General features: G+C 73.5%; 13 protein-coding genes and 1 riboswitch. Of the genes, 6 read left to right on the top strand and 7 right to left on the bottom strand.

Annotation, left to right across the window (positions count from 1 at the left end; genetic code table 11):
• Positions 1 to 106: 106 nt before the first annotated feature.
• Positions 107 to 266, top strand: a riboswitch (cyclic di-AMP (ydaO/yuaA leader).
• A 7-nt stretch (positions 267 to 273) separates the two neighbouring features.
• Positions 274 to 1296, top strand: coding sequence for a M23 family metallopeptidase (locus ACIPK3_RS29090; RefSeq protein ID WP_402574400.1), 1023 nt, complete (start codon positions 274 to 276; stop codon positions 1294 to 1296).
• A gap of 33 nt (positions 1297 to 1329) precedes the next feature.
• Here ACIPK3_RS29090 and ACIPK3_RS29085 read toward each other — a convergent pair whose 3' ends face one another.
• The 4 genes from ACIPK3_RS29085 to ACIPK3_RS29070 form a co-directional block, all read right to left on the bottom strand.
• Positions 1330 to 2733, bottom strand: a complete 1404-nt coding sequence (locus ACIPK3_RS29085) for a PrsW family intramembrane metalloprotease (RefSeq protein WP_402574398.1) — start codon at positions 2731 to 2733, stop codon at positions 1330 to 1332.
• 10 nt (positions 2734 to 2743) lie between these two features.
• Positions 2744 to 3568: a tRNA (guanosine(46)-N7)-methyltransferase TrmB gene (gene trmB, locus ACIPK3_RS29080; RefSeq protein WP_402574396.1), complete on the bottom strand. Its 825-nt coding sequence runs from the start codon at positions 3566 to 3568 to the stop codon at positions 2744 to 2746.
• A gap of 32 nt (positions 3569 to 3600) precedes the next feature.
• Entirely contained in the window at positions 3601 to 4818 is a 1218-nt protein-coding gene (lhgO, locus tag ACIPK3_RS29075) for an L-2-hydroxyglutarate oxidase (protein ID WP_402574394.1), read from the bottom strand.
• Between the two features lie 77 nt (positions 4819 to 4895).
• On the bottom strand, positions 4896 to 6320 hold the full coding sequence (locus ACIPK3_RS29070) for an MFS transporter (protein ID WP_402574393.1): 1425 nt from the start codon (positions 6318 to 6320) through the stop codon (positions 4896 to 4898).
• A gap of 784 nt (positions 6321 to 7104) precedes the next feature.
• On the opposite strand from ACIPK3_RS29070, the gene ACIPK3_RS29065 reads away from it, so the two are divergent.
• Both ACIPK3_RS29065 and ACIPK3_RS29060 read left to right on the top strand, forming a co-directional pair.
• Complete coding sequence (locus ACIPK3_RS29065) at positions 7105 to 9186, top strand: asparagine synthase-related protein (protein WP_402574391.1); 2082 nt, start codon at positions 7105 to 7107, stop codon at positions 9184 to 9186.
• Positions 9187 to 9254: 68 nt separating this feature from the next.
• Positions 9255 to 12551 (top strand): ATP-binding protein, encoded by a 3297-nt coding sequence (locus tag ACIPK3_RS29060; RefSeq protein ID WP_402574389.1) that lies wholly within the window; start codon positions 9255 to 9257, stop codon positions 12549 to 12551.
• Here ACIPK3_RS29060 and ACIPK3_RS29055 read toward each other — a convergent pair.
• The gene (locus tag ACIPK3_RS29055) at positions 12502 to 14547 is read right to left on the bottom strand and encodes a sigma-70 family RNA polymerase sigma factor (RefSeq protein ID WP_402574388.1); all 2046 of its coding nucleotides are present in this window, start codon (positions 14545 to 14547) and stop codon (positions 12502 to 12504) included. The genes ACIPK3_RS29060 and ACIPK3_RS29055 overlap by 50 nt on opposite strands.
• A 192-nt stretch (positions 14548 to 14739) precedes the next feature.
• The gene (locus tag ACIPK3_RS29050) at positions 14740 to 15507 is read right to left on the bottom strand and encodes a TetR/AcrR family transcriptional regulator (protein ID WP_402574386.1); all 768 of its coding nucleotides are present in this window, start codon (positions 15505 to 15507) and stop codon (positions 14740 to 14742) included.
• 380 nt (positions 15508 to 15887) lie between these two features.
• Between ACIPK3_RS29050 and ACIPK3_RS29045 the strand changes: the two genes are divergently transcribed.
• Positions 15888 to 17267 carry an NAD(P)/FAD-dependent oxidoreductase gene (locus tag ACIPK3_RS29045; protein ID WP_402574385.1) on the top strand — a complete coding sequence of 460 codons (1380 nt, stop codon included), beginning with the start codon at positions 15888 to 15890 and terminating at the stop codon, positions 17265 to 17267.
• 224 nt (positions 17268 to 17491) lie between these two features.
• Positions 17492 to 19150: a SpoIIE family protein phosphatase gene (locus ACIPK3_RS29040; protein WP_402574383.1), complete on the top strand. Its 1659-nt coding sequence runs from the start codon at positions 17492 to 17494 to the stop codon at positions 19148 to 19150.
• A gap of 69 nt (positions 19151 to 19219) precedes the next feature.
• Here the strand turns inward: ACIPK3_RS29040 and ACIPK3_RS29035 are convergent, their stop codons facing one another.
• Entirely contained in the window at positions 19220 to 20482 is a 1263-nt protein-coding gene (locus ACIPK3_RS29035) for an MFS transporter (RefSeq protein WP_402574565.1), read from the bottom strand.
• A gap of 152 nt (positions 20483 to 20634) precedes the next feature.
• On the opposite strand from ACIPK3_RS29035, the gene ACIPK3_RS29030 reads away from it, so the two are divergent.
• Positions 20635 to 21195: a MarR family winged helix-turn-helix transcriptional regulator gene (locus ACIPK3_RS29030; RefSeq protein WP_402574381.1), complete on the top strand. Its 561-nt coding sequence runs from the start codon at positions 20635 to 20637 to the stop codon at positions 21193 to 21195.
• Positions 21196 to 21563: the final 368 nt, after the last annotated feature.

Raw genomic sequence — 21563 nt, 5'->3', positions numbered from 1 at the left:
CAGGGAAACGGTAATGATCAAGCCGAACGGCTTGGAATCCAGCCTCGGGGTCTATTAACGTTCGATAACGCAGCGCGGTCGTCCCAGCCGTCAGCCAAGGCGGCTCCGTGCGCACGCGCCGAATCCCGCAAGGGAACCGGGGAACCACCACTTTGGGGTGAATCACGCGGATGTCGCCGTATTCGTACGGCCGGTATACGCGCGTAGGAGACCTTCCTGCTCCGAACCCGTCAGCTAACCCGGTAGGCGGCGGAAGGAAAGGAGTGCGCCCGCGTGGCGTCCAACCGGCCTGCCCCTGAAGCCCCGTACGAGCCGAGTCGGCATCCCGAGACCTTCGGCTACGGCGACTTCCGCGCCGACGAGGGCCCCTGGGAGGAGTGGAATCCCACCGAGGATTCCCTTCAGCAGGTACGCGGCCGGCACCGCGTCGCCAAGCAGCGCGGCGGCGGACTCGCCCGCAGCTCCACGGTTCTCGGCGTCGGCGTCATAGCCGCCGTCGGCGCGGGTGGCATGGCCAGCGCCAACACCGGGAAGCCGCCGGTGTCCATCGCCATGCCCGACCTGCCCTCCGTGGATTCCCTGCTCGGCAACGGCTCCCAGGAGACCCCCGCGGGCTCCGGCACCGCGCTCAGCGCTCTCGGTGTGTCCTCCGACGACAGCGCCCAGGGCGCCGACGACGCCGGTGAGGCGCTGCGCAACCGCATCATGGCGCAGGCCGAACGGCAGCAGGGTCAGGCCGAGAACAAGGCCACCGCCGCCGCCGACCAGCGCATCCTCGCCGCGGCCGCCCAGGCGGAGAAGGTGGCGGCGACCCAGGCGGCCGACGCCAAGGAGAAGGCGGCCGCCGAGGTCAAGAAGCAGGCCGAGGCCGAGCGTCTCGCCAAGCTGGCCAAGCAGTACACGCTGCCGACCTCCTCGTACACGATCACCTCGACGTTCGGCCAGGCCGGCGCCATGTGGTCGTCCGGCTATCACACCGGCCTCGACTTCGCCGCCCCCACGGGCACCCTCATCAAGGCCATCCACAGCGGCACGATCACCGAGGCGGGCTGGGCCGGCTCCTACGGCTACCGCACGATCCTCACCCTCAACGACGGCACCGAGCTGTGGTTCTGCCACCAGTCCTCGATCAGCGTCAAGACCGGCCAGAAGGTCGCCACGGGCGAGATCATCGGCCGCGTCGGCGCCACCGGCAACGTCACCGGCCCGCATCTCCACCTGGAGGTCCACCCCGGCGGCCAGGCCACCGGCATCGACCCCATGACCTGGCTGCGGGGCAAGGGCCTCAACCCCTGAGTCCCCAGGCCTGAAGGCCCGAGGCCCGAGACGTCAGGGGTGGTACGGGTGGTGGACGGGGTGCGGCGACTGCTGCTGCGCCGGATGCGGCGGCCCCGCCTGGCCGTACACGCCCTGGCCGCCGTACCCGCCCGGTGCGCCGTACATCCCTTGAACCCCCTGCGTCCCGTACGACGGCCAGGGCACCGCCACCGGCATCCGCACCGGTGCCGAGGCCCGCGCCGCGTACTCCATCGCGGGCCGGGCGACATGCCGCAGCTTCCACAGTTCCGCGAGCAGTTCGCGCTCCCGCACGGCGAAGTCGGGGTTGGCCTGCCCGCGCCGTCCCCGGCGCCGCAGAAGAGCCAGTGACGTCGCGTTCTTCTCGTAGTGTCCGACGGCCCGCGCGGCCGGCTTGCCCAGGTGGTGGCCGGCGTAGTCGCGGGCCAGCTGCCGGGCCCGCATCGAGCCCAGGGCGAACGGCTCCGCGAGCCCCAGCCAGCCGGCCAGGACGTACACCGGGAGTTCCTCGCGCACGGTCCGCAACTCGTTCTGCCGGGTCCAGATCGCCAGCCAGATCAGCAGCCCGAACACGGGCACCATGAACCCCGCGTACACGGCGAGGAAGCCGTACGGGCCGAAGGTCGAGGAGCCGTTCCAGAACGCGTGCATGCCCATCGCGAGCAGCAGTCCGCCGATCGGCACCAGTACGCGCCGGGCGCGCCGGTGCTGGGCGGTGAGCGCGGAGAGGCCGAAGCCGATGCCGGTGAGCACGGTGAACAGGGGGTGCGCGAACGGGGACATGATGATGCGCACGAAGAAGGTGCCGACGGTGACGGAGGCGGCGCCGTGGCCGCCGGTGATCTGGTCGGTGCCGAACGCGGTGCCGAGATAGAGGATGTTCTCGGTGAAGGCGAAGCCGGTGGCGGTGACCCCCGCCACCACCATGCCGTCCACGATCCCGGTGAAGTCCCGCCTGCGGAAGAGGAAGATGAGGAGGACGGCCGCGGCCTTGGCGGACTCCTCGACGACGGGCGCTATGACGATGGCGCCCAGGGTGTCCGCGCCCGCCGGGTCGGCGGTGGTGGTGGCTATCCACTTGGTCGCGAAACTGTTGGCCACGATGGCTATCAGGGCGGCCGCGCAGGCGCCCCACGCGAACGCGAAGACCAGGTTCCGCCAGGGTCCGGGTTCCACCCGGTCCAGCCAGCGGAAGGCGGTGACGAGCATCGGCACGGGCAGTACGGCGAGACAGATCCCGACCAGGAACCCTTGCGTGCCGGTCTGTTCACGGACGAGCGCGAGGATGACCAGCCCGGAGAGCGCGAGCAGCGTGATCAGCGCGCCGTACCGCACCCCCGTGCGCTGCCACCAGCGTGGATGCCGGAGTACGACGTGGGCCGGACCGGTGGGCGGTATCGGATAGGCGTCTATCGGATACGCGGGGAAGGTGGGCACGGCACCGACCCTAACGCCGCCGCGGTTCGGGGTGCCGCGCCCGGCGGAACAGCAGGTCGCTCACCGTGTGCCCCTTGTCCAGGCCCTGTCCTTCGAAGCGGGTCAGCGGCCGGAAGGCGGGACGCGGGGCGAAGCCGCCGTCGGGCTGGGTGTTCTCGAAGTCCGGGTGCGCGGTCAGCACCTCCAGCATCTGCTCCGCGTACGGCTGCCAGTCCGTCGCGCAGTGCACGAGCGCGTCCGGCCCCAGGCGGGTGGCGGCGAGGTCGAGGAACTCGGGCTGGATCAGTCGCCGCTTGTGGTGCCGCTTCTTCGGCCAGGGGTCGGGGAAGTAGACGCGCAGCCCGTCGAGCGAGTCGGGCGTGAGCATCTCGCGCAGCAGGATGATGGCGTCCCCGTTGCCCACCCGCACATTGGACAGGCCGCCGCGGTCGGCGAGGTTGAGCAGGTTGCCCTGGCCCGGGGTGTGTACGTCGACGGCGAGGATGTTGAGGCCCGGGTCCTGGGCGGCCATCTGCGCCGTGGCCTCGCCCATGCCGAACCCGATCTCCAGCACCACGGGGTTGTCGTTCCCGAACAGCTCGCCGAGATCGATGGTCTGCTGCCCGTCGATGTCGAGCCCCCACTTGGGCCACAGCCGCTGCAACGCGTCCGCCTGTCCCGTGGTCACCCGGCTGCGGCGCGGCTGGAAGCTGCGGATCCGCCGCTCGAAGTGCGAGCCGGCCGGATCGGCCTGCGGGCCGTCGGGGAACCGCGGCTCCCCCTTGGTGCGGGAGTGCCGGACGGGGACGCCGGGGGCGTGCCGGTGGGGTTCGGGGGTGTTCAGCGAGTCAGCCACAGTGGGGACGATTTTACTGGCCGCTTCAACGGTCACGCGGACCCCAGTACGGCCAGCGCCCGACGCGCCACCTCCCGTCCGATGGGCAGGGACGCCGTGGCCGCCGGTGACGGGGCGTTCAGCACGTGCACGGCCCGTGGCCCCTCGCGGATCAGGAAGTCGTCGACGAGTGTGCCGTCCCGCAGGACGGCCTGCGCCCGCACCCCTGGCGTCGCCCGCACCAGGTCCGACGCCGTGACGGCCGGGAGCAGTCTTCGCACCGCGCGCGTGAACGCGGGCTTCGACACCGAGCGGTGCAGCTCTCCGGCCCCGTATCTCCAGTGCCGCCGGGCCAGCGTCCATGAGCCGGGCCAGGCGAGGGTGCCTGCCAGCTCGCGCGGCCGCACCACTCCCCAGCCGTATCCCTCGCGGGCCAGGGCGGGGACCGCGTTGGGGCCGACGTGCACACCGCCGTCGATCCCGCGGGTGAGATGTACGCCGAGGAACGGGAACGCCGGGTCCGGGACCGGGTACACCAGTCCCCGCACGAGGTCGGGGCGGGCCAGCTCCCAGTACTCCCCGCGGAACGGCACGATCCGCATCTCGGGCTCGTCCCCGGTGAGCCGGGCGACCTCGTCGCAGTACAGTCCGGCGCAGTTCACCAGGACCCGGGCGCGCACGACGTCCCCCGTCGCGGTGCGCACGGCGACACCGAGCCGGGGGCGGCGGTCCACCTGGACGACTCGCGCGCCGTACCGGATCTCCGCTCCCGACACCTCGGCGAGCCGCTGTGCGACCCCGGCGAAATCGGCCACGCCGGTCGTGCCGACGTGGATCGCGGCCAGACCGGTCACCTCCGGCTCGTACTCGGCTATCTGTGCGGCGCCCAGCTCCCGCACCGGGATTCCGTTCTCCCGGCCGCGCTGCACGAGGGCGTGCAGGCGGGGCAGCTCGGACCGGTCGGTGGCGACGATCAGCTTGCCGGTGACGGCGTGCGCGATGCCGTACTCGGCGCAGAACTTCAGCATCTCGGTGGCGCCCCGCACCGCGTACTTCGCCTTGAGCGAGTCCGGCCGGTAGTAGATCCCGCTGTGGATGACGCCGCTGTTGCGGCCCGTCTGGTGCCGGGCGGGGCCCGGCTCCTTCTCCAGCACCGTCACCCGGGTGCCCGGCGCGGTACGCGTGATCGCATACGCCGTCGACAGGCCGACGATCCCTCCGCCGATCACCAGCACGTCGCAGTCGTATGCGGCCTCCCGCACCTGCACCACCTCCTGGGTTGATAGTGCACCGCCCCACTGACAATGCCTTCCCGTGCCGCCTTCGGGCCAGGTGGTGCCGGTCACGCTCAGGCCGGGGCCATCAGCAGCGGGCGCGCGCGCTCCCGCAGCTCGACCACGCGTGGCTCGTCGCCGTACGGCTCCAGCCGGTGCAGGAGGTCCTTCACGTACTCGGTGGTGCGTGCCGACGATATGCGCCCGGCGACCTCCACCGCCCGCACTCCCTGTTCGCAGGCCGCGTCCAGGTTGCCGGACTCCAGCTCGGCGACCGCGGAGACGACCAGCCGCAGCCCGTGCGAGCGCACGAACTCCTCGGTCGGCTTCGACAGGGCCTGCTCGGTGAAGCGGCGGACCTGGCGGGGTGCCTTCAGATCGCGGTAGCACTCGGCGGCGTCGGCGCAGAAGCGGTCGTAGCCGTAGAAACCGAGCCAGGACGGATCGCTGTCCCCGTCGCGGCTGCGCTCCAGCCAGCCCTCGGCCGCCTTCAGTGCCGTACCCGCCGCCTGGGCGTCACTGGCGCGGGCGTGCGCGCGTGCCTCGACCAGCCGGAAGAAGCTCATGGTGCGGGCGGTGGCCAGGCCCCGGTTGCGCTCCACCGCGGCCTGCGCGAGGTCGACGCCCTCGTCGCCGAAGCCCCGGTAGGTCGCCTGGAGCGACATCGACGCGAGGACGTATCCCCCGAGGGGGACGTCCGCGGCCGCGCGCGCGAGGCGCAGCGCCTGGATGTAGTAGCGCTGGGCGGCCTCCTGCTGGCCGGTGTCGAAGGCCATCCAGCCGGCGAGCCGGGTGAGTTCGGCGGTGGCCCCGAACAGGGCGCGGCCCACCCCGTCGGAGTAGGAGCCGAGCAGCAGCGGCGCGGCCTCCACCCGCAGGCACTCCGGCACCATGGAGGAACGCCAGTCGCCGCCGCCGTACTTGGAGTCCCAGCGGCGCGCGTCCTCGGCGGCCTCCCGGAGTTTGCGCACATCGCTGTGGCCGACTTTGATCGGTGAGCCGGATCCCTCGGCGGGGCCCGCCTCGCGTGCGACCGAGCTGTCGGCGGGGGTTATCAGCCACCGTGAGGCGGGCGTCGCGTAGGCGCTCACCGCGAACGATCCGGCGAGCGACTGCCAGATGCCGCCGGAGCCCGCCCGGCGCCCGGCGAGGTCGAGCCGGTACAGATCGGTCGCCGACCGCACCGCCTGTCCGACGTCTCTGGGGAAGGCGAGGCCCACTTCGGGGGCGGGATCCGCGTCCGCCAGACCGATCTCGTGGAGCGGCACCGGGCGGCCGAGCTTCTGGCCTATCGCCGCGGCGATCAGGTGCGGGGCGGCACCCTGCGGCACCATGCCCTTGGACACCCAGCGCGCCACCGAGGTCTTGTCGTAGCGAAGTGTCAGCCCACGCTGGGCGCCAAGATCGTTGACGCGCCGCGCGAGGCCCGCGTTGCTGATTCCCGCGAGGGCGAGAACGGCGCCGAGTTTTTCGTTCGGCCCGCGTTGCTCCCTGGACATGAGCCACCCCTCGACACAGCCGGCTGCCGCGCTGGCATAACCATGCGGCATTCGTAAACCCAGCGTAGTTCGCCGCATCCCAAGCGTTAAGGGGCATTGTTCCGGATGGCGGGATTGTGGCCCGCACGGAAGTGCGGTCCCTGTACGCACCGTGCACGGCCCCTCGCGACGTGCCCCTGTCGTGTGGCCGTGCGCCCGTCCGTGCGCTCTTCTCCGGCCACGGCCGGAACGGTTCCATGGGTGGTGCGTGGGTCGGCCCGCTGTACTGGATCCAGCGGGCTGGGGGACACCGCCACCTACATCCCCGCGGGTGGCGGACCGGTCCGGGAGGCGATGCCCGCCTCCCGGACTGTGCGCCGCCATGGGGCATGCCGGGGCCTGTACGGAGCGTGTGCACGCCCGTTCCCGCGTCGCCGATTTGGCTGAACTTGGCTGAAAACAACCCTCGCCTCCAGCGGGCTACTACCGCTCCCACCATGGAACTTGAGGGCGCGAAGGGTGCTCTTGGGGAGCGTTCCGGGGGCGCATTCGAGTCGCAGTTCGCCTGGGCCGTACGGGGGTTCGCAGCCGCGTCGCGCGGGCGTCCGTTTCCGTGTCGCGCGAGGGTCTGTTTCCGCGTCCTGTGAAGGCTCGCCTCCGCTTCGCCTCGGCGCGGGCACGCGCGCGTGGGCGCACTCCATCGGTGGAAGGCGGCGCCAGCGGCCCTCGGGGGCGCGTTCTTCGTGGCAGCATGGTGAACCGGTTCATGCGGTGCGGTAGTTGTCCACGGTCTGTGGAGGCGTCGATGCGGTGGTTGGTGGGATGGAGCAGCGCCGCCGCCGGTGCCTTCGGGACCGGCGGCGCGGGCGCCACGGGATACGACGGCGAGACCGTGCATCCGGTCGGCTCCCAACTCCTCTGGGGCGACCCCGATCCGCTGTGGGCGGTCGGTGACTGGCGTCCCGACGAGGTGCGCGTGGTCCGGGCCGACGCGCAGACCCGGATCGCCGTCCTCGGTATCTGCGGCGCCTCCGACGAGGAACTGCGGCTCGGTCTGCTCACCGCGCGCGGAGGCGCGCTGCGCCATCTGACCGCCTGGCCGGGCAGCTACACGGCCGTCGTCCAGGCCGGCCGCCGCGTCACCGTCTGCGGCGACCTGGCGGGCGCCCGACCGGTCTTCCACACCCCCTGGGCGGGCGGCACGGCCTACGCGACCGCCGCGCTGCCGCTCGCCGACCTCATCGAGGCCAACCTCGACTTCGGCCACCTCGCGGCGCTCCTCGCCGCCCCCGACGTACCGGCCGCGCTGCTCGACTCGACGCCGTACGACGGCGTACGGCGGGTGCCGCCGGGACACGCGCTTGTCCTGCGCACCGGGGCACGCGAGATCGCCGCGTACGAGCAGGCCGCCTCCCTCGTGATGGCGGCGCCCCCGGCCGACCCCGCCGGTGCCGTGGACGCCGTGCGGGACGCCCTCGTGGAGGCGGTGCGCGTCCGGCTGTCCGCACCCCGGCACGTCCCCGACATCGACCCCGGCCCGGTGCCCGGCATGGGCCCGGCCGAACGGCGCGCCGCGCGCGGGATGCCCGTCCCGGGGATCGGCGCCGACCTGTCCGGCGGCCCCGCCTCGGGAACGCTGGCGCTGCTCGCGGCCGGCCTGCCGGGCATGCCGGGCACGGTCCTCGGCCATGGCACCGGCGCCGGGGAGCGGTTGCTCGCCGTCACCTTCAACGACCTGGCCGTCGGGGGCCGCGAGGCCGAACTGGAGCGCGCCGGGACGCTCGCGGCCAACCCGCGCCTGCACCACATCGTGGTGACCGGCGGCGCCGAACTGCTCCCCTACGCCGACCTGGACGGCCCGCTGACCGACGAGCCGGCCCCCTCCCTGGTGACGGCGGGCCGCCACCGCGCCCGTCTGGCGTCGGGCAGCGCGGACCACTTCACCGGCTACGGCGCCCGCCAGGTCCTGGACGCCCACCCGGCCCGCCTCGCCGACCTCCTGATGGACCGCAAACGACGCCATCTGGTGCGCCCGGTCGCCGCCCTGACCAAGGCGGACGGCTCGGTGATGGTCCCCGCGCGGGTGTACGGCGCGGCACGCCGGCTGGCCCGGACGCCGTACCGGGCCGGTGTGGAGGCGCTTGCCGAACGTCTGCTGCGCCGCCGGTTCGACGAAGACGAACCGGCGGGCGCGGTCGGGGCGTCCCTCGCGGCGCTGACCTGGGCCAGACCGGGGCCGGCCGCGCGCTGGCTGACCGGTGAGGCGCTCGCCGAAGTATCGGTTCTCCTCCAGGGCTCCGCGAACCGCTCCGCGATGGGCCCCGGCCAACGCCCCGGCGACCACCGCGCGCGGGCGGCCCTCGCCCGGCACGCGGCCGGCATCCGGGTGCTGGAACAGGCCGCCGAGATCCGTTCCCAGCGCCTGCACGCCCCCTTCCTCGACAACCAGGTGGTCCGCGCCTGCCGCGAACTCCCCGAGTCCCTGCGGGTCCAGCCCGGTGCCCGCGCCGCCATCCTCCGCACGGTCCTCGAAGGCGCCGGCGTCACCGGCCTCCCGCCCGGCTGGGGCGCCCCCTCCCACGCCACCACGACCGCCGCCCGCGCGGGACTGCGCATGGCCGCCGACTCCCTCGACGCGCTCTTCACCACCCCGCTGCTCGCCGAGGCCGGGCTGATCGAGGCCCGCGTGGTCCGCGCGGCACTGCGCGGAGCGGCGGCGGGCGAGCCACTCCCGCTGGACGGCCTGGCCGAGCTGGTCTCCGCCGAACTGTGGCTGCGCCGCCTGCTGGCCCGCAGGGGAACCTGCTGGACCGGCACGCCCGGACGGGCACGTGCGGTTCCCGCGGGGATCGCACCGCGACGGGGGGCGCTGGCCTCCGGCGGTTGAGCGGGCCGTTGCCCACCCCGGTGCCTAATCCCGGTGCCCCGCCCGCGCTGTCCGGCGACAATGATCCGGTGCGGTACAGAATCCTTGGTCTGGCTCGAGCTACGGACGACCAGGGCACCCCCATACCCGTCGGCGGCCCCCGCCTGCGCGCCCTGCTCACCGCCCTCGCGCTGCGCCCCGGCCGTACCACGGCCCCCGAGACGCTGATCGACGAGGTATGGGCGGACGACCCGCCCCAGGACGCCCCCGCCGCCCTTCAGGCACTGGTGGGCCGACTGCGCCGTACCGCCGGACGGGACACCGTCACCTCCGCCCCGGGCGGCTACCGCCTGGAGGCCACCCGGGACGACGTCGATCTGTACGTCTTCGAACGGCTCACGCGAGACGGCATCGCCGCCCTCGACCGCGGCGACCCGGCCACCGCCCACACCGCCCTCACCGACGCCCTCGCCCTCTGGTACGGCCCCGCGCTCGCCGATCTCCCCGACCGCGCCGCCGCGGCCCGCCCGGAGGCCCTGCGGCTGGAGGCGGCCCGCGCCCGCGCGGCCGCCACGCTCGGACTCGGCCGCGCCCAGGACGCCGTACCCGAACTGAGGGAACTGACCACGGCCCACCCCTACGACGAGCCGCTGCACGCCCTCCTCATCCGCGCCCTGCGCGACACCGGCCGCGCCGCCGACGCCCTCGCCGCCTACGACACCGCGCGCCGTACCCTCGCCGACGGCCTGGGCGCCGACCCCGGTGCCGAACTCAGGAACCTGCACACCGAGTTGCTCGCTCCGTCGGCCTCCCCCGCCGCGCCGCCCGCGCAACCGCCCCAGCCGCCCACCTCGCCACCGCACCGGACGGGCAACATCCGCCCCCGGCTGACCTCCTTCGTCGGCCGGGAACCCGAGCTCGCGGCCGTTCGTTCCGAATTGCGCAGGGCCCGCCTGGTCACTCTCACCGGACCGGGCGGTTCGGGAAAGACCCGCCTCGCCGAGGAAGCCGCCGCCGGGCTCCCGCAGGCCTGGCTGGTCGAACTCGCCCCGCTCGACCGGCCGGAGGCGGTCGCGGGCGCGGTGGTCAGCGCGCTCGGTCTGCGCGAGACCGTGCTCATGACCAGCGAGCTCACGGCGCCCCAGAGCGACCCGGTCGCCCTGCTCGTAGAGCACTGCGCCCAGCGCAGCGAGCTCCTGATCCTCGACAACTGCGAACATGTCATCGACGCGGCCGCCGACCTCGCCGAGACACTGCTCACCCGCTGCCCCGGGCTCACGATCCTCGCCACCAGCCGTGAACCCCTGGGTGTCCCCGGTGAGTCGGTGCGCCCGGTCGAGCCGCTCGTCCTCGACCAGGCGCGCCGACTCTTCCGGGAGCGTGCCGCGGCCGGCCGTCCCGACGCCGGGGCCACGCTCCGGGACGAGGAGGCGCTGGACGAGATCTGCCGGCGCCTCGACGGCCTGCCCCTGGCCATCGAGCTGGCCGCCGCCCGGCTGCGTCTGCTGACGCCCCGGCAGATCGCCGACCGCCTCGACGACCGCTTCCGCCTCCTCACCTCCGGAAGCCGCACGGTGCTGCCCCGCCAGCAGACCCTGCGCGCCGTCGTGGACTGGTCCTGGGACCTGCTCGACGAGCGGGAGCGGACGGTGCTGCGCGAGGTGTCGGTGTTCGCGGGCGGCTGGGACCTCGCGGCCGCCGAGGCCGTGTGCACCGGCCCGGCGGCGGAGCTGATCGGCGCGCTCGTCGACAAGTCCCTCGTCGTCGCCGCGCCGGGCGGCCCGGACGGCACCGACGGCATGCGGTACCGCATGCTGGAGACCATCCACGAGTACGCCACGGAGCGAGCGGCCGAGGTCCCGGCACTGCGCGCGGCGGCCATGCTGCGGCACCGCGCGTGGGTGCGTGACCTGGTCGAGCGGGCGGAGCCGCTGCTCCGGTCCGAGGCGCAACTGCCCTGGATCGCGCGCCTGGAGAGCGACCTCGACAACATCCGCGCGGCCCTCGACCGGGCACTGCGGGACGGCGACGAGGAGACGGCCGCCGCGATCACCCTCGCCGCCTGCTGGTTCTGGTGGCTGCGCGACTACCGCCAGGAGGCGGCCGACTGGGTGCGTGCGGTGCTGCGGCTGGGCGTTGCCCTGGACGCCCTGCCGCAGGACACCCCGGCGGACGTCCGGGACCGGTTCGCCGCCTCGGCCGACCCGGTGGCCGCCTTCCTGGCCGCCCCCGGCGCGCAGTCGGACCGTCCGCTGCACGAGGTCCGTATGGACCTGCGGATGTACGACCTTTTCCTGCTGTTCGAGTCCGGTGCCCCGGAGCCGCTGACGGACGAGCGGATCCCGGAGTACGCCGCACGGGTGCGGGCGGCCTACCAGGACGGCGGCCCGCGGGCCGCCCGGCTGCCGGGCCTCGTCTGGCCGATGGCCTTCAACCACCTGGGCGACGCGATGGAGGCGGGCGACATGGATGCGGCGGTCGCCAACTGCCGTGCTCACGGCGAGGACTGGGCGCTCGGGGTGAGCCTGATGTACCGCACCCACGTGGTGGTCGACTCGCCCGGCAACCTGCGGGGCGTCGACGAGGACCTGGCGGAGCTGAGGGTGCTCAGCCGACGCGTGGGAGACCGCTGGATGCGGGCCCAGGTGTGCAGCGCGGCCGGTGAGGCGGCCATGGCACGCGGCCGGTTCGCCGACGCCCGTGCGGAGTACGAGGAGGCGCTGAGGCTTGCCTACGAGGTGGGCGCGTACGCCGAATCGCCGTTCCTCATGGCGCGGCTCGCCGAGATCCTTTACCGCTCGGGCGACCGGGCGGGGGCGCTGGCCGCGCTGGACGAGGCGGCCGACGCCGCCGACCAGTACGGGGCGATGGAGTCCCGGGCGTTCGTGCTGTTGCTGCGGATGAACATCGCCCTGGACGGCGGCGACTGGGCCCGTGCACGGGAACTGTTCGAGACGACGCGCGCGTTGGTGGCCCGGGGCAACACCCCGCCGCCCCAGTTCGCGGCGGCCCTGGGCGCGGTCGAGGCACAGCTCACGGCGGCCGAGTCCGGTCCCGCGCGCGGGCTGCCCGTCGTCGCCGGGGCGCTGCGCGAGGCCGTGGAGCGGCGGTGCGCCGAGTCGATCACCGCGGCGCTGGTGGACGTCGGGGCGGACCTGCTGGCCCGGCTCGGTGACCTGGCCGGCGCGGTCCGGCTGTTCAGCGCCGCCGACCGGTGGCGGGACGGCCATCCGCGCCCCGAGCCGGAGCGCACCCGCGCCGCCCGCGCCGACGCCGACGCCCGTGCGGCGCTGAGCCCCGGGGACTACGCGGCCGCGTGCGGCGGGGGAGCGGGGTTCACCGTGGACGACGTGCTGCGGGAGCTTCACCGGTCTGCCGACAGGTGAACCGTGCCTCGGCCCAGTCGGCGAGCGTCACGGAGCCGAGGACGCTCCCGCGCGGTTCGACCACCAGCCGCACGGTCCGGTGCCCGGTCAGGTCCACATGTACGGGGACGCCCGGGTCGCCGCCCCTGACCGTCCCGGACCGCCACAGCAGGGCGCCGTCCGCGTAGACGGCGAAGCGGACCTCGCCGAGTCCGAGGGTGAGATCGTCGACGCCGACCGTCGCGTCGTACGCGGAGCACTCGCGGTTGAGGCCGACGGTGACGGAGGAGTCGCCGTGGACGGTCATACCGCGCGCGTACCGCTCGCCCGCAACGGACAGGCCGTGCCGCCGCCACACCCAACTGCTCCCGGCCAGCCGGATCTCGGGCCGGGTGCCGTCGCCGACGACGTCGTACCGCAGGTCGCTCCACCGGTACACGACCGGCGTCGGCCCGGGAGCGGGCGTCGGTGTCCGCGTCGGTGCGGGTTCGGGGGCCGGGTCGGGGCTCGGCGTGGACTCCGGTGTGCGGGTGGGGGCCGGAGCCGTGCTCGGGCTGTGCGCGGGTTCGGGGGTGGGCGCGGGTGAGGAGCCGCGGACCGGTGCGGGGGCGGACACGGCCGGGGCGGCGGCCGGTTTCCTCGGGGCGGGCTGCTCCTTCTGCTCCTTCGAGGGCCCGGGGTGCGGCGACTGCGCCCGGACGGCCGGTGGCGTCGGAGAGGGTGCGGCGGTGTCCTTGGGGTGGCCGTCGTTCATCAACCCCAGCGCGACCACCGCGATCCCGACAGCCACCACCCCGGCCGCGACCCCGGCCTTCACCGGCCCGGCGAACCCTTCCGCCCCCGCCGTACCACCACCCGCCCCCGCGCCGCCGCCGGTTCCACCTCCCACCGCGCCACTCGCGCCACCCGCACCGGACGCGCCGCCGCCCGCCGCCCCCGCGCCGCCCCCGGTTCCACCACCCACCGTGGCGCCCGCACCACCCGCACCACCCGTGCCCGCCGCACCGGACGCGCTGCCGCCAGTCGCGGCCGCGCCGCCGGTCGACCCTCCGCCCAGCGCGGCGCCCGCGCCCGCCCCCACTCCGGCGCCGGTGGCGATGAGCCCGAGTGCCTTGGCGTACCCCGCGGCGCCGAACCAGCCGATGACCGCGACCGGGACGACGGCCGGGATGCCGCCGGCCACCTCCTCGATCTGCGCGGCCGCCAGCCGGCACCTGACGCACTCCGCGAGATGCCCGCGCAGACCGCGCTCGGCGCGGATGCGCAGCTTGCGGCGGGCGTAGCCGCCGAGTTGGTCGGCGTAGCGCGCGCACTCCCCGTCGTCGGCGAGCGCGGCGCTGACATGGGCCTGGAGGTAGGCCTGCCGCAGGCCTTCGCGGGCGCGGCTGGCGAGTACGCGGGTGCCGTTGGCGTCCAGCCCGAAGAGGTCGGCCACCTGGCTCGGCGACTCGTCCTCCACCTCGGTGTGCCACAGCACGGCCTGCCAGCGCTCGGGCAGCGAGCGGAAGGCCTGCATGGCCATGGACTGTTCGGCCGCGTGCATGGCCCGGACGTCGGCGCCCGGATCGAGTCCGCCACCGTCCGCCGCCGAGGCGCGGGTGGCCTGCGCGGCGAACACCGCGAAGTCGTCGACGAGCTGCTCACGCCGGGCGGACCGCGTCCAGCGGGCGGCCACGCGCCGGACGGAGGTGAGCAGATAGGCGCGTACGGCGTGCTCGGGGCCGGAGCCGCCGCGCACCGCCTGGAGCATGCCGGCGAACACCTCGGCGGTCAGGTCGTCCGCGGTGTGGGTGTCGTGGCAGCAGGTGCGGGCGTACCGGCGCACCGCCTCCGCGTGCCTTCGGTACAGCTCCTCGTAGGCGCGGTCGTCGCCCGCGCGCATCAGCTCGATGAGCCGGCTGTCGGCCGGTGCCCGGGTGCCGCCGCCCTCGCGCTGGACGGGTACCTGGGGGGAGGCCGGTCCGTGCGCCCCGGCATCGCCGTCACCGAGGGACTCGTCCCACCCGTCAACGCTCATCGCGGATAGCCCCCGCCGCCTGCCAGCCCGACCCCGACCGATACGCGGGCCAGACTGCCACAGCGGCCACCGGTCGGAACCCCCGCGAGCGGCCCTTCCACTCATCCGAGGGGACGCGCCGCAAGTCAGTACTAGCCATCACCCGGTTGGGGAAGACTCGACGAGCCTTCCCCAACCGGAAGACCTCTCCGGTCACACGGGACGTGAGCGCAGCCCCTCCAGCAGGATGTCCAGCAGCCGCCCCGAGGCCGCCGCCTGCTGGGCCGGGTCCGGCAGCGACGGCGCCGCCGTCGCGATGACCAGCAGGACGTCCGAGACCGACACGTCCGGCCGCAGCGTGCCCGCCGTACGGGCCCGGTCCACGAGGCGGCCCACCACGTCGAGCAGTTCCGCCGCCCCCGTGTCGTCGTCCGCGGCCGCCGGGTTGCCGGACACCAGCCGCAGTTCACCCGTGCCCGGCTGGGTCCGCTGCTGGGGCACCCGGGCCTCCTCGGCCGCCGCCCGGGCGCCTTCGGCCTCGTCCTCCTGGACGCCGACCCGCAGTACCTGCGGCGGCAGCAGCCGCCCGGCGCCCGAGGCCACCGAGGTGCGCAGGAAGCGGGACAGCGCCGACCACGGCTCGTCCTCCTGCCCGAGCGCCGCGCGCGCCTGGTCCGTCAGCCGCGAGGTCTCCTCCTCGGCTATCCGCCGGACCAGCACGTCCTTGCTCGGGAAGCGCCGGTACACGGTGCCGACACCGACCCGCGCGCGCCGCGCCACGTCCTCCATCGGCGCGCCGTAACCCGACTCGCCGAAGACCTCACGCGCCGCGCGCAGCACGTGCTCCAGGTTGCGCTGTGCGTCCACCCGCAGCGGCGTGGTGCGCGAGCTGTCCGCGCGTCCGTTGCCCGCAGCCGCGGTCATCGCACCGCCACCGGCCGCGATGGCCGATGCGGTGGACCAAGTGTCCTGAATATGCATATGTATTCCCCCGGTACGTGACGTCTCCCCCCGGAGACGCGCCCCGCCATGACATGTGGAGTGTGCGGAACTTGGTCCGGTTCCTTGACCGGGACCGCCCGTCGCGGACCCGTTCGACCACATCCCCTGCACCCCGTCGCCACACGAACATAGTTGAGAGGCTGTCAATTCAGAAGGGGCAGGTTCCGCACGGAGCGCCCCCCGATCGGAGTACGGAGCATATACGTCCCGTTTGCGCACCCTCGCGCCCACCCGTCCGCCCCCGCTGACCTGCCGGATTCCTCTGCGCTCCGGCGCTCTCGGCGAAGCCCCGCGCGCCCCGTTCGGTCACACAACCTGCCGGGGCTGTGGACAAACAACAGCGCCGGGTGCGTCATGGGGTGGTGAAGGAACGTGCGCGCATTCTCGTCGTCGGCGGCGGCTACGTCGGTACGTACACGGCCCTGCGCCTCCAGCGGAAGCTGAAACACGAGCTCAGACGGGGCGACGTGGAGATCACCATGGTCACCCCGGACCCGTACATGACGTATCAGCCGTTCCTGCCCGAAGCGGCCGCCGGTTCGATCTCGCCCCGCCATGTCGTCGTACCGCTGCGCCGCGTCCTGCCCCGGTGCCACGTCGTCATCGGCGAGGTGCTCGCCGTCGACCACACGGAACGGACCGCGACCCTCACCACGCTCGCCACCGAGGAGGAGGGCCGGGGCGCCGAACACCGCACCTACGACGAGCTGGTCCTCGCCCCCGGCTCGGTCTCCCGGGTCCTTCCGGTACCCGGCCTCGCCGAACACGCCATCGGCTTCAGGACCGTCGAGGAGGCCATCGGGCTGCGCAACCACGTCCTCGAACAGCTGGACATCGCCTCCTCCACCCGCGACCCCGCGATCCGCGACGCCGCCCTCACGTTCGTCTTCGTGGGCGGCGGCTACGCCGGAGTCGAGGCCCTGGCCGAACTGGAGGACATGGCCCGCCACGCCACCCGCTACTACCACAACGTCCGTCCCGAGGACATGAGGTGGATCCTCGTCGAGGCCGCCGACCGCATCCTCCCCGAGGTCGGCGCGGAGCTGGGCCGCTACACCCTCACCGAACTGCGCCGCCGCAACATCCAGGTGCTGCTGGAGATCCGCCTCGAATCCTGCGCCGACCGCGTCGCCGTACTCAGCGACGGCCAGCGCTTCCCGACCCGTACGGTCGTGTGGACCGCCGGAGTCAAACCCCACCCGGTCCTCGCCGCCACCGACCTGCCGCTGGACAGCCGCGGCCGCCTCAGATGCACCGCGCAGCTGACCGTCGAGGGCGTCGGGCACGCGTGGGCCGCGGGTGACGCCGCCGCCGTCCCCGACCTCACCGCCGCCGAGCCCGGCACCCCGACCGCGCCCAACGCCCAGCACGCGGTGCGCCAGGCCAGGGTGCTCGGCGACAACATCGCGCACGCGCTGCGCGGCGAGCCCCTCGACACCTACGCGCACCGGTACGTCGGTTCCGTCGCCTCGCTCGGACTGCACAAGGGCGTCGCGGACGTCTACGGGCGCAAGCTGAAGGGCTACCCTGCCTGGTTCATGCACCGCGTCTACCACCTCAGCAGGGTGCCCACCGTCAACCGGAAGGCCCGGGTACTGGCCGAATGGACCCTGTCCGGGCTCTTCAAACGGGAGGTCGTCTCCCTCGGGTCACTCGAACATCCCCGCGCGGAGTTCGAACTCGCGGCCGGTGGAAAACCTCATCACGACCCCTCGGACGACCCGAAGGGGTCGTCCTGACCGCACCGAGGAACTCCACGGGCCGCCCCGGCGTCTGACCAATGTCGCCGCGGTCGGCCACCCTGTCAGACTGCCCCACGACCTCGGACGGACCCCCGTCCACCCGCAGCACCCACGAGGCTTTTCCCGAGTACCGCAATTCGTACCGCGACTCCCGGGGCACCCCGCCCCCCGGACCTGGGCCGGATCCGGTGCCGGCCGACGACGACACGAGGCAAGGATTCGTGAACTTCACGCGCTGGAGCGCCCGGCTCCCCGGAACGCAGCGCCGCGCCGCAGCGCGGACCGAGCACGCGGTCTCCCCGGACCGCCGGGGTGACGGCTCCGTGCCCGCGGCCCGCGTCGAACGACTGACCGGCGACTCGCCGCCCGTCCCCGCCGTCGACGGACTCCCCGCGCGCGAGGTGCTCGACCGTGTCCCGGCCCTCGTCGCCCTGGTCCACGGTCCCGACCACCGCATCGCCTACGTCAACGACGCCTATGCCACGGCCTTCGGCGCCCGGCCACTGGGCGAACCGGCCCGCGAAGCCCTCCCGGAACTCGCCGAACTGGGGCTGCTCCCCCTGCTCGACCAGGTCCTGCGCAGCGGCAGACCCCGCACCCTCAAGTCCCGCAAGGCCCCCGACGGCCGCTCCTACACCTTCACCTGCACGCCCGCGGCCGAACAGCGCGACCGGGACGGCGCCGAGGGCGCGGTGCTCGTCTTCGCCACCGACGTCACCGACCACGCCGAGGCCGCCGAGCGGCTGCGCGCCAGTGAACGCCGCCAGCGCGAGACCGCCGTCACCCTCCAGCGCAGCCTCCTCCCGCAGGAGCTGGAGGAGCCCGACGACCTGCGGATCGCGGCGACCTACCAGCCCGGCGGCACCGAGGCCGCGGTCGGCGGCGACTGGTACGACGTGATCACCCTCGGCGGCGGCCGCACCGCCCTCGTCATCGGCGACGTGATGGGCAGGGGCGTACGGGCGGCGGCCGTCATGGGCCAGCTCCGCACCGCCGTTCGCGCGTACGCCCGACTCGACCTGCCACCCCACGAGGTGCTCCAGCTCCTCGACGGCCTCGCCGCCGAGATCGACGCCAACCAGATCGCCACCTGCGCGTACGCCATCCACGACCCCAACGAGGGCCGGCTGGTGTACGCCTCCGCGGGGCACCTGCCCATCCTGGTCCGCGACGAGAACGGCACCGTGCTGCGCGCCGACGAGCCGACCGGCCCGCCGCTGGGCACCGGCGGCTGGATGCACGCGTCGGGCTCGGTCCCGCTCGGCCCCGGCTCGACGGCGGTCCTCTACACCGACGGCCTGGTCGAGCGCCGCGACGAGGACCTGGACGAGGGAATCGCCGCGCTGGAACGGGCGCTGGCGGGTGCGACGGGGTCACCCCAGGTGATCTGCGACCGGCTCGTCCGCTCGGCCGGCGTCACCGCCGACCACGACGACGACGTGGCCGTCCTGGTCCTCCAGCACCCGGCCCGTACGGGCGCCGACGGCGAGCTGTTCCGCAACGCGGCCCTGGAACTCCTCGGCGGTGTCGAAGCGGCTCCCCGCGCGCGGGCGTTCGCCTCCGGCGTGCTGACCAGCTGGCGCTTCCCCGCCGAACTGCACGACCTGGGCGTCCTCGCCGCCAGCGAACTCGTCGCCAACTCCCTCCAGCACGGCACCCCGCCCATGCGCCTCAGACTCCGCCGCACCGACCGCCGCCTCATCATCGAGGTCACCGACGGCGACGACCACCTTCCGCGCCGACGCCGCGCGGAACCCGCCGACGAGTCCGGCCGGGGCATCGCCATCGTCGCGACGATCGCCTCGAACTGGGGCTCCCGACGCACCCCGGGCGGCGGCAAGGCGGTCTGGTGCGAGTTCGCACTACCGCGTACGCCCTGACCGGGCCCGGCAACCGGATACGCCGAGGGGCGGCCGCCACCCGTAGGTGCCGACCGCCCCTCGCCCGGTTCACGCCTCGGCGGCCACCGGCTCCGCGGGCGCACCGCCCCGCGCGACAACCCGGCTCCGCCCCTGCCACGGCTGATCCTGCGCAGCCGTGAGCTGCCGTCCCAGCCGCAGCGCGAGCACGGTGATGCCCAGCGAGAACAGCAGGAACGTCGCGATGTACGGCGCGTGCAGCGAGGCCGCCATCGGGCCGCCCACCGCCGGGCCGACGGCCAGCGCGAGCTGCTTCACCAGGGCGAACGCGGAGTTGTACTGGCCCGCCATGCCCTCCGGAGCCAGATCGGCGACCAGCGGCGCGACCGTCGGCGACAGCATCGCCTCGCCGAGCCCGAACAGCGCGTACGTCGACACGAACGCGGCCGTGGCCATCTCCTGGCTGCCGTGACCCAGCCCCGCGTAGCCGGCCACGACCCACGCCACGGCCCAGATCAGCCCCACGAAGGCGATCACCCGGGTGCGGCGGCGCCGCTCCACGAACCGCAGCACGGCGAACTGCGCGACCACGATCATCAGGGTGTTCGCGGCCAGCGCCGTACCCAGCGCGGAGGTGGAGATCCCCGCGGCCTCGACGCCGTACGCGCTCAGCCCGGACTCGAACTGCCCGTAGCAGGCGAAGAACAGCACGAAGCCCAGCACGGACAGCTGCACCATGGCCCGGTTGCCGAGCAGCTGCTTCCAGCCGCCCTTCGCCGACGCCGTCGGCGCGTCCTCGATCCGCGGCGAGCGCGGCATCCGCACCGTCGTCATGGTCACGGCCAGCAGCAGGAAGATCGCCGCCTCGAGCGCGAACAGCAGGGTGAACGACGAGACACGTGTGGTGTCGACGAGGTGGCCGCCGATCAGGCCGCCGACGCCGAGACCGAGGTTCTGGAGGAAGAACTGGGTCGCGAAGGCCCGCGACCGCGTCTCCGCCGACGAGCAGTCCACGATCATCGTCGCCAGCGCCGGCTGCATCACGGCCTGCCCGGCTCCCAGCGCCGCGGCCGACAGCAGCACCGCCACCGCGCTGCCCGCGAGCCCCAGGCTCAGCGCACCCAGCGCGGCCACGACCAGGGCGGCGAGCAGGACCGGCAGCGGGCCGCGTCGCACGATCGCCCGGCCGGCGAACGGCAGCACGACGAGCGCGGCCACGGCGAAGACCGCGAGGACGAGTCCCGCCGTCATGGCACCGAGCCCCCGCACCTGCGCCACATAGACGTACAGGTAGGGGACGGTGAAGCCGAGCCCGAACGCGCTGAGTGCGTTGCCCACGTGGATCCGGCGCATCGCAGCGCCCATCGCCCTGGTCACGTTCACCTCTCTCAGGTAGTTGGAGTGCCTCAGCACTTAGAACCGAAGACTTCGAAGCTAAAGTTCGAAGCTAAAGAGTACACATCAAAGGACTTTAACGCCAGCCGGGGCGTGCCATACTGACGCCCATGGGCGACACCCCCGGCAGTACCGGCATCGGCGGCGAGCCGACCCTCGAAGAGCAGATCGCCGCCTACCAGCGCGAGTTCCAGGACCTCGACCCCCAGGTCGAGAAGATCGTCTCGGCGCTGTCCCGGCTGAACCGCCGGATGAACGTCGCCTACGGCCGTCAGACCGCAGCCCTCGGCATCAGCAACGCGGAGTGGGAGGTCCTCAAGGCCCTCGTGCTCTCCGGCGCCCCCTACCGGCTGGGCCCCAGCGACCTCGCCAAGCGCCTCGGCCTCACACCGGCCGCGATGACCCACCGCATCGACCGGATGGTCACGGAGGGTCTGGTCACCCGGGAGAGGGATGAGTCCAACCGCGTCCGGGTGATCGTGGAGCTGACTCCCGAGGGCCGTGCGAAGTGGCTGGAGGCCATGCGCCTCGCCTCTGTCTTCGAGGAGGAGCTCCTCCAGGACCTCTCCCCGGAGGAGCGCACCGTCCTCGGCGAGGTCCTCACCCGCCTGCTGCGCCGGGTGGAACACGCCCAGCCGGACGCCGGCGGCCGCCTCACCGACCTGGACTAGGACAGTCGGGCAGGTCGGGAAAAAAGATCTTGACAGAGAGTCCTTGACACCACCCTGCTGGATCCGTAAAGTTCTTCGAGTTGCCACGGAGCCGTAACGTCTCTCTGGCAGCACCTCCCGCCGCGACAGCGGCAAACCAAACCACCAGCACGATCTCCCAACGGGATTGATTTCGGCGTGCCCGAATTCAATCCGATATTGGGACTCGGTGGCGCCCGGTCGAGTCGGAAGGCCCGATTGGGAATCACCGAAGGAATCCGCTAGGGTTTGGGACGTCGGAACGGCCCAACAGCCGCGAAGACAAACCCCGCTGACTGGGAATCAGGCCCGAAAGGATCTGGTAGAGTCGGAACCGCTGGAAAGGGAAA

The sequence above is a fragment of the Streptomyces sp. NPDC086787 genome, assembly GCF_044745865.1.
In the GTDB taxonomy this organism is placed as follows: domain Bacteria; phylum Actinomycetota; class Actinomycetes; order Streptomycetales; family Streptomycetaceae; genus Streptomyces.
The sequence above is the reverse complement of the archived record's forward strand: the minus strand, read 5'-3'. Positions and strand labels throughout refer to the sequence as shown.

Coding starts and splice junctions, on each gene's coding strand:
- ACIPK3_RS29070 (WP_402574393.1), bottom strand. CDS start 6,320: ATGTCCAGGGAGCAACGCGGGCCGAACGAAAAACTCGGCGCCGTTCTC.
- ACIPK3_RS29065 (WP_402574391.1), top strand. CDS start 7,105: ATGCGGTGGTTGGTGGGATGGAGCAGCGCCGCCGCCGGTGCCTTCGGG.
- ACIPK3_RS29055 (WP_402574388.1), bottom strand. CDS start 14,547: ATGAGCGTTGACGGGTGGGACGAGTCCCTCGGTGACGGCGATGCCGGG.
- ACIPK3_RS29050 (WP_402574386.1), bottom strand. CDS start 15,507: ATGCATATTCAGGACACTTGGTCCACCGCATCGGCCATCGCGGCCGGT.
- ACIPK3_RS29035 (WP_402574565.1), bottom strand. CDS start 20,482: ATGCGCCGGATCCACGTGGGCAACGCACTCAGCGCGTTCGGGCTCGGC.
- ACIPK3_RS29030 (WP_402574381.1), top strand. CDS start 20,635: ATGGGCGACACCCCCGGCAGTACCGGCATCGGCGGCGAGCCGACCCTC.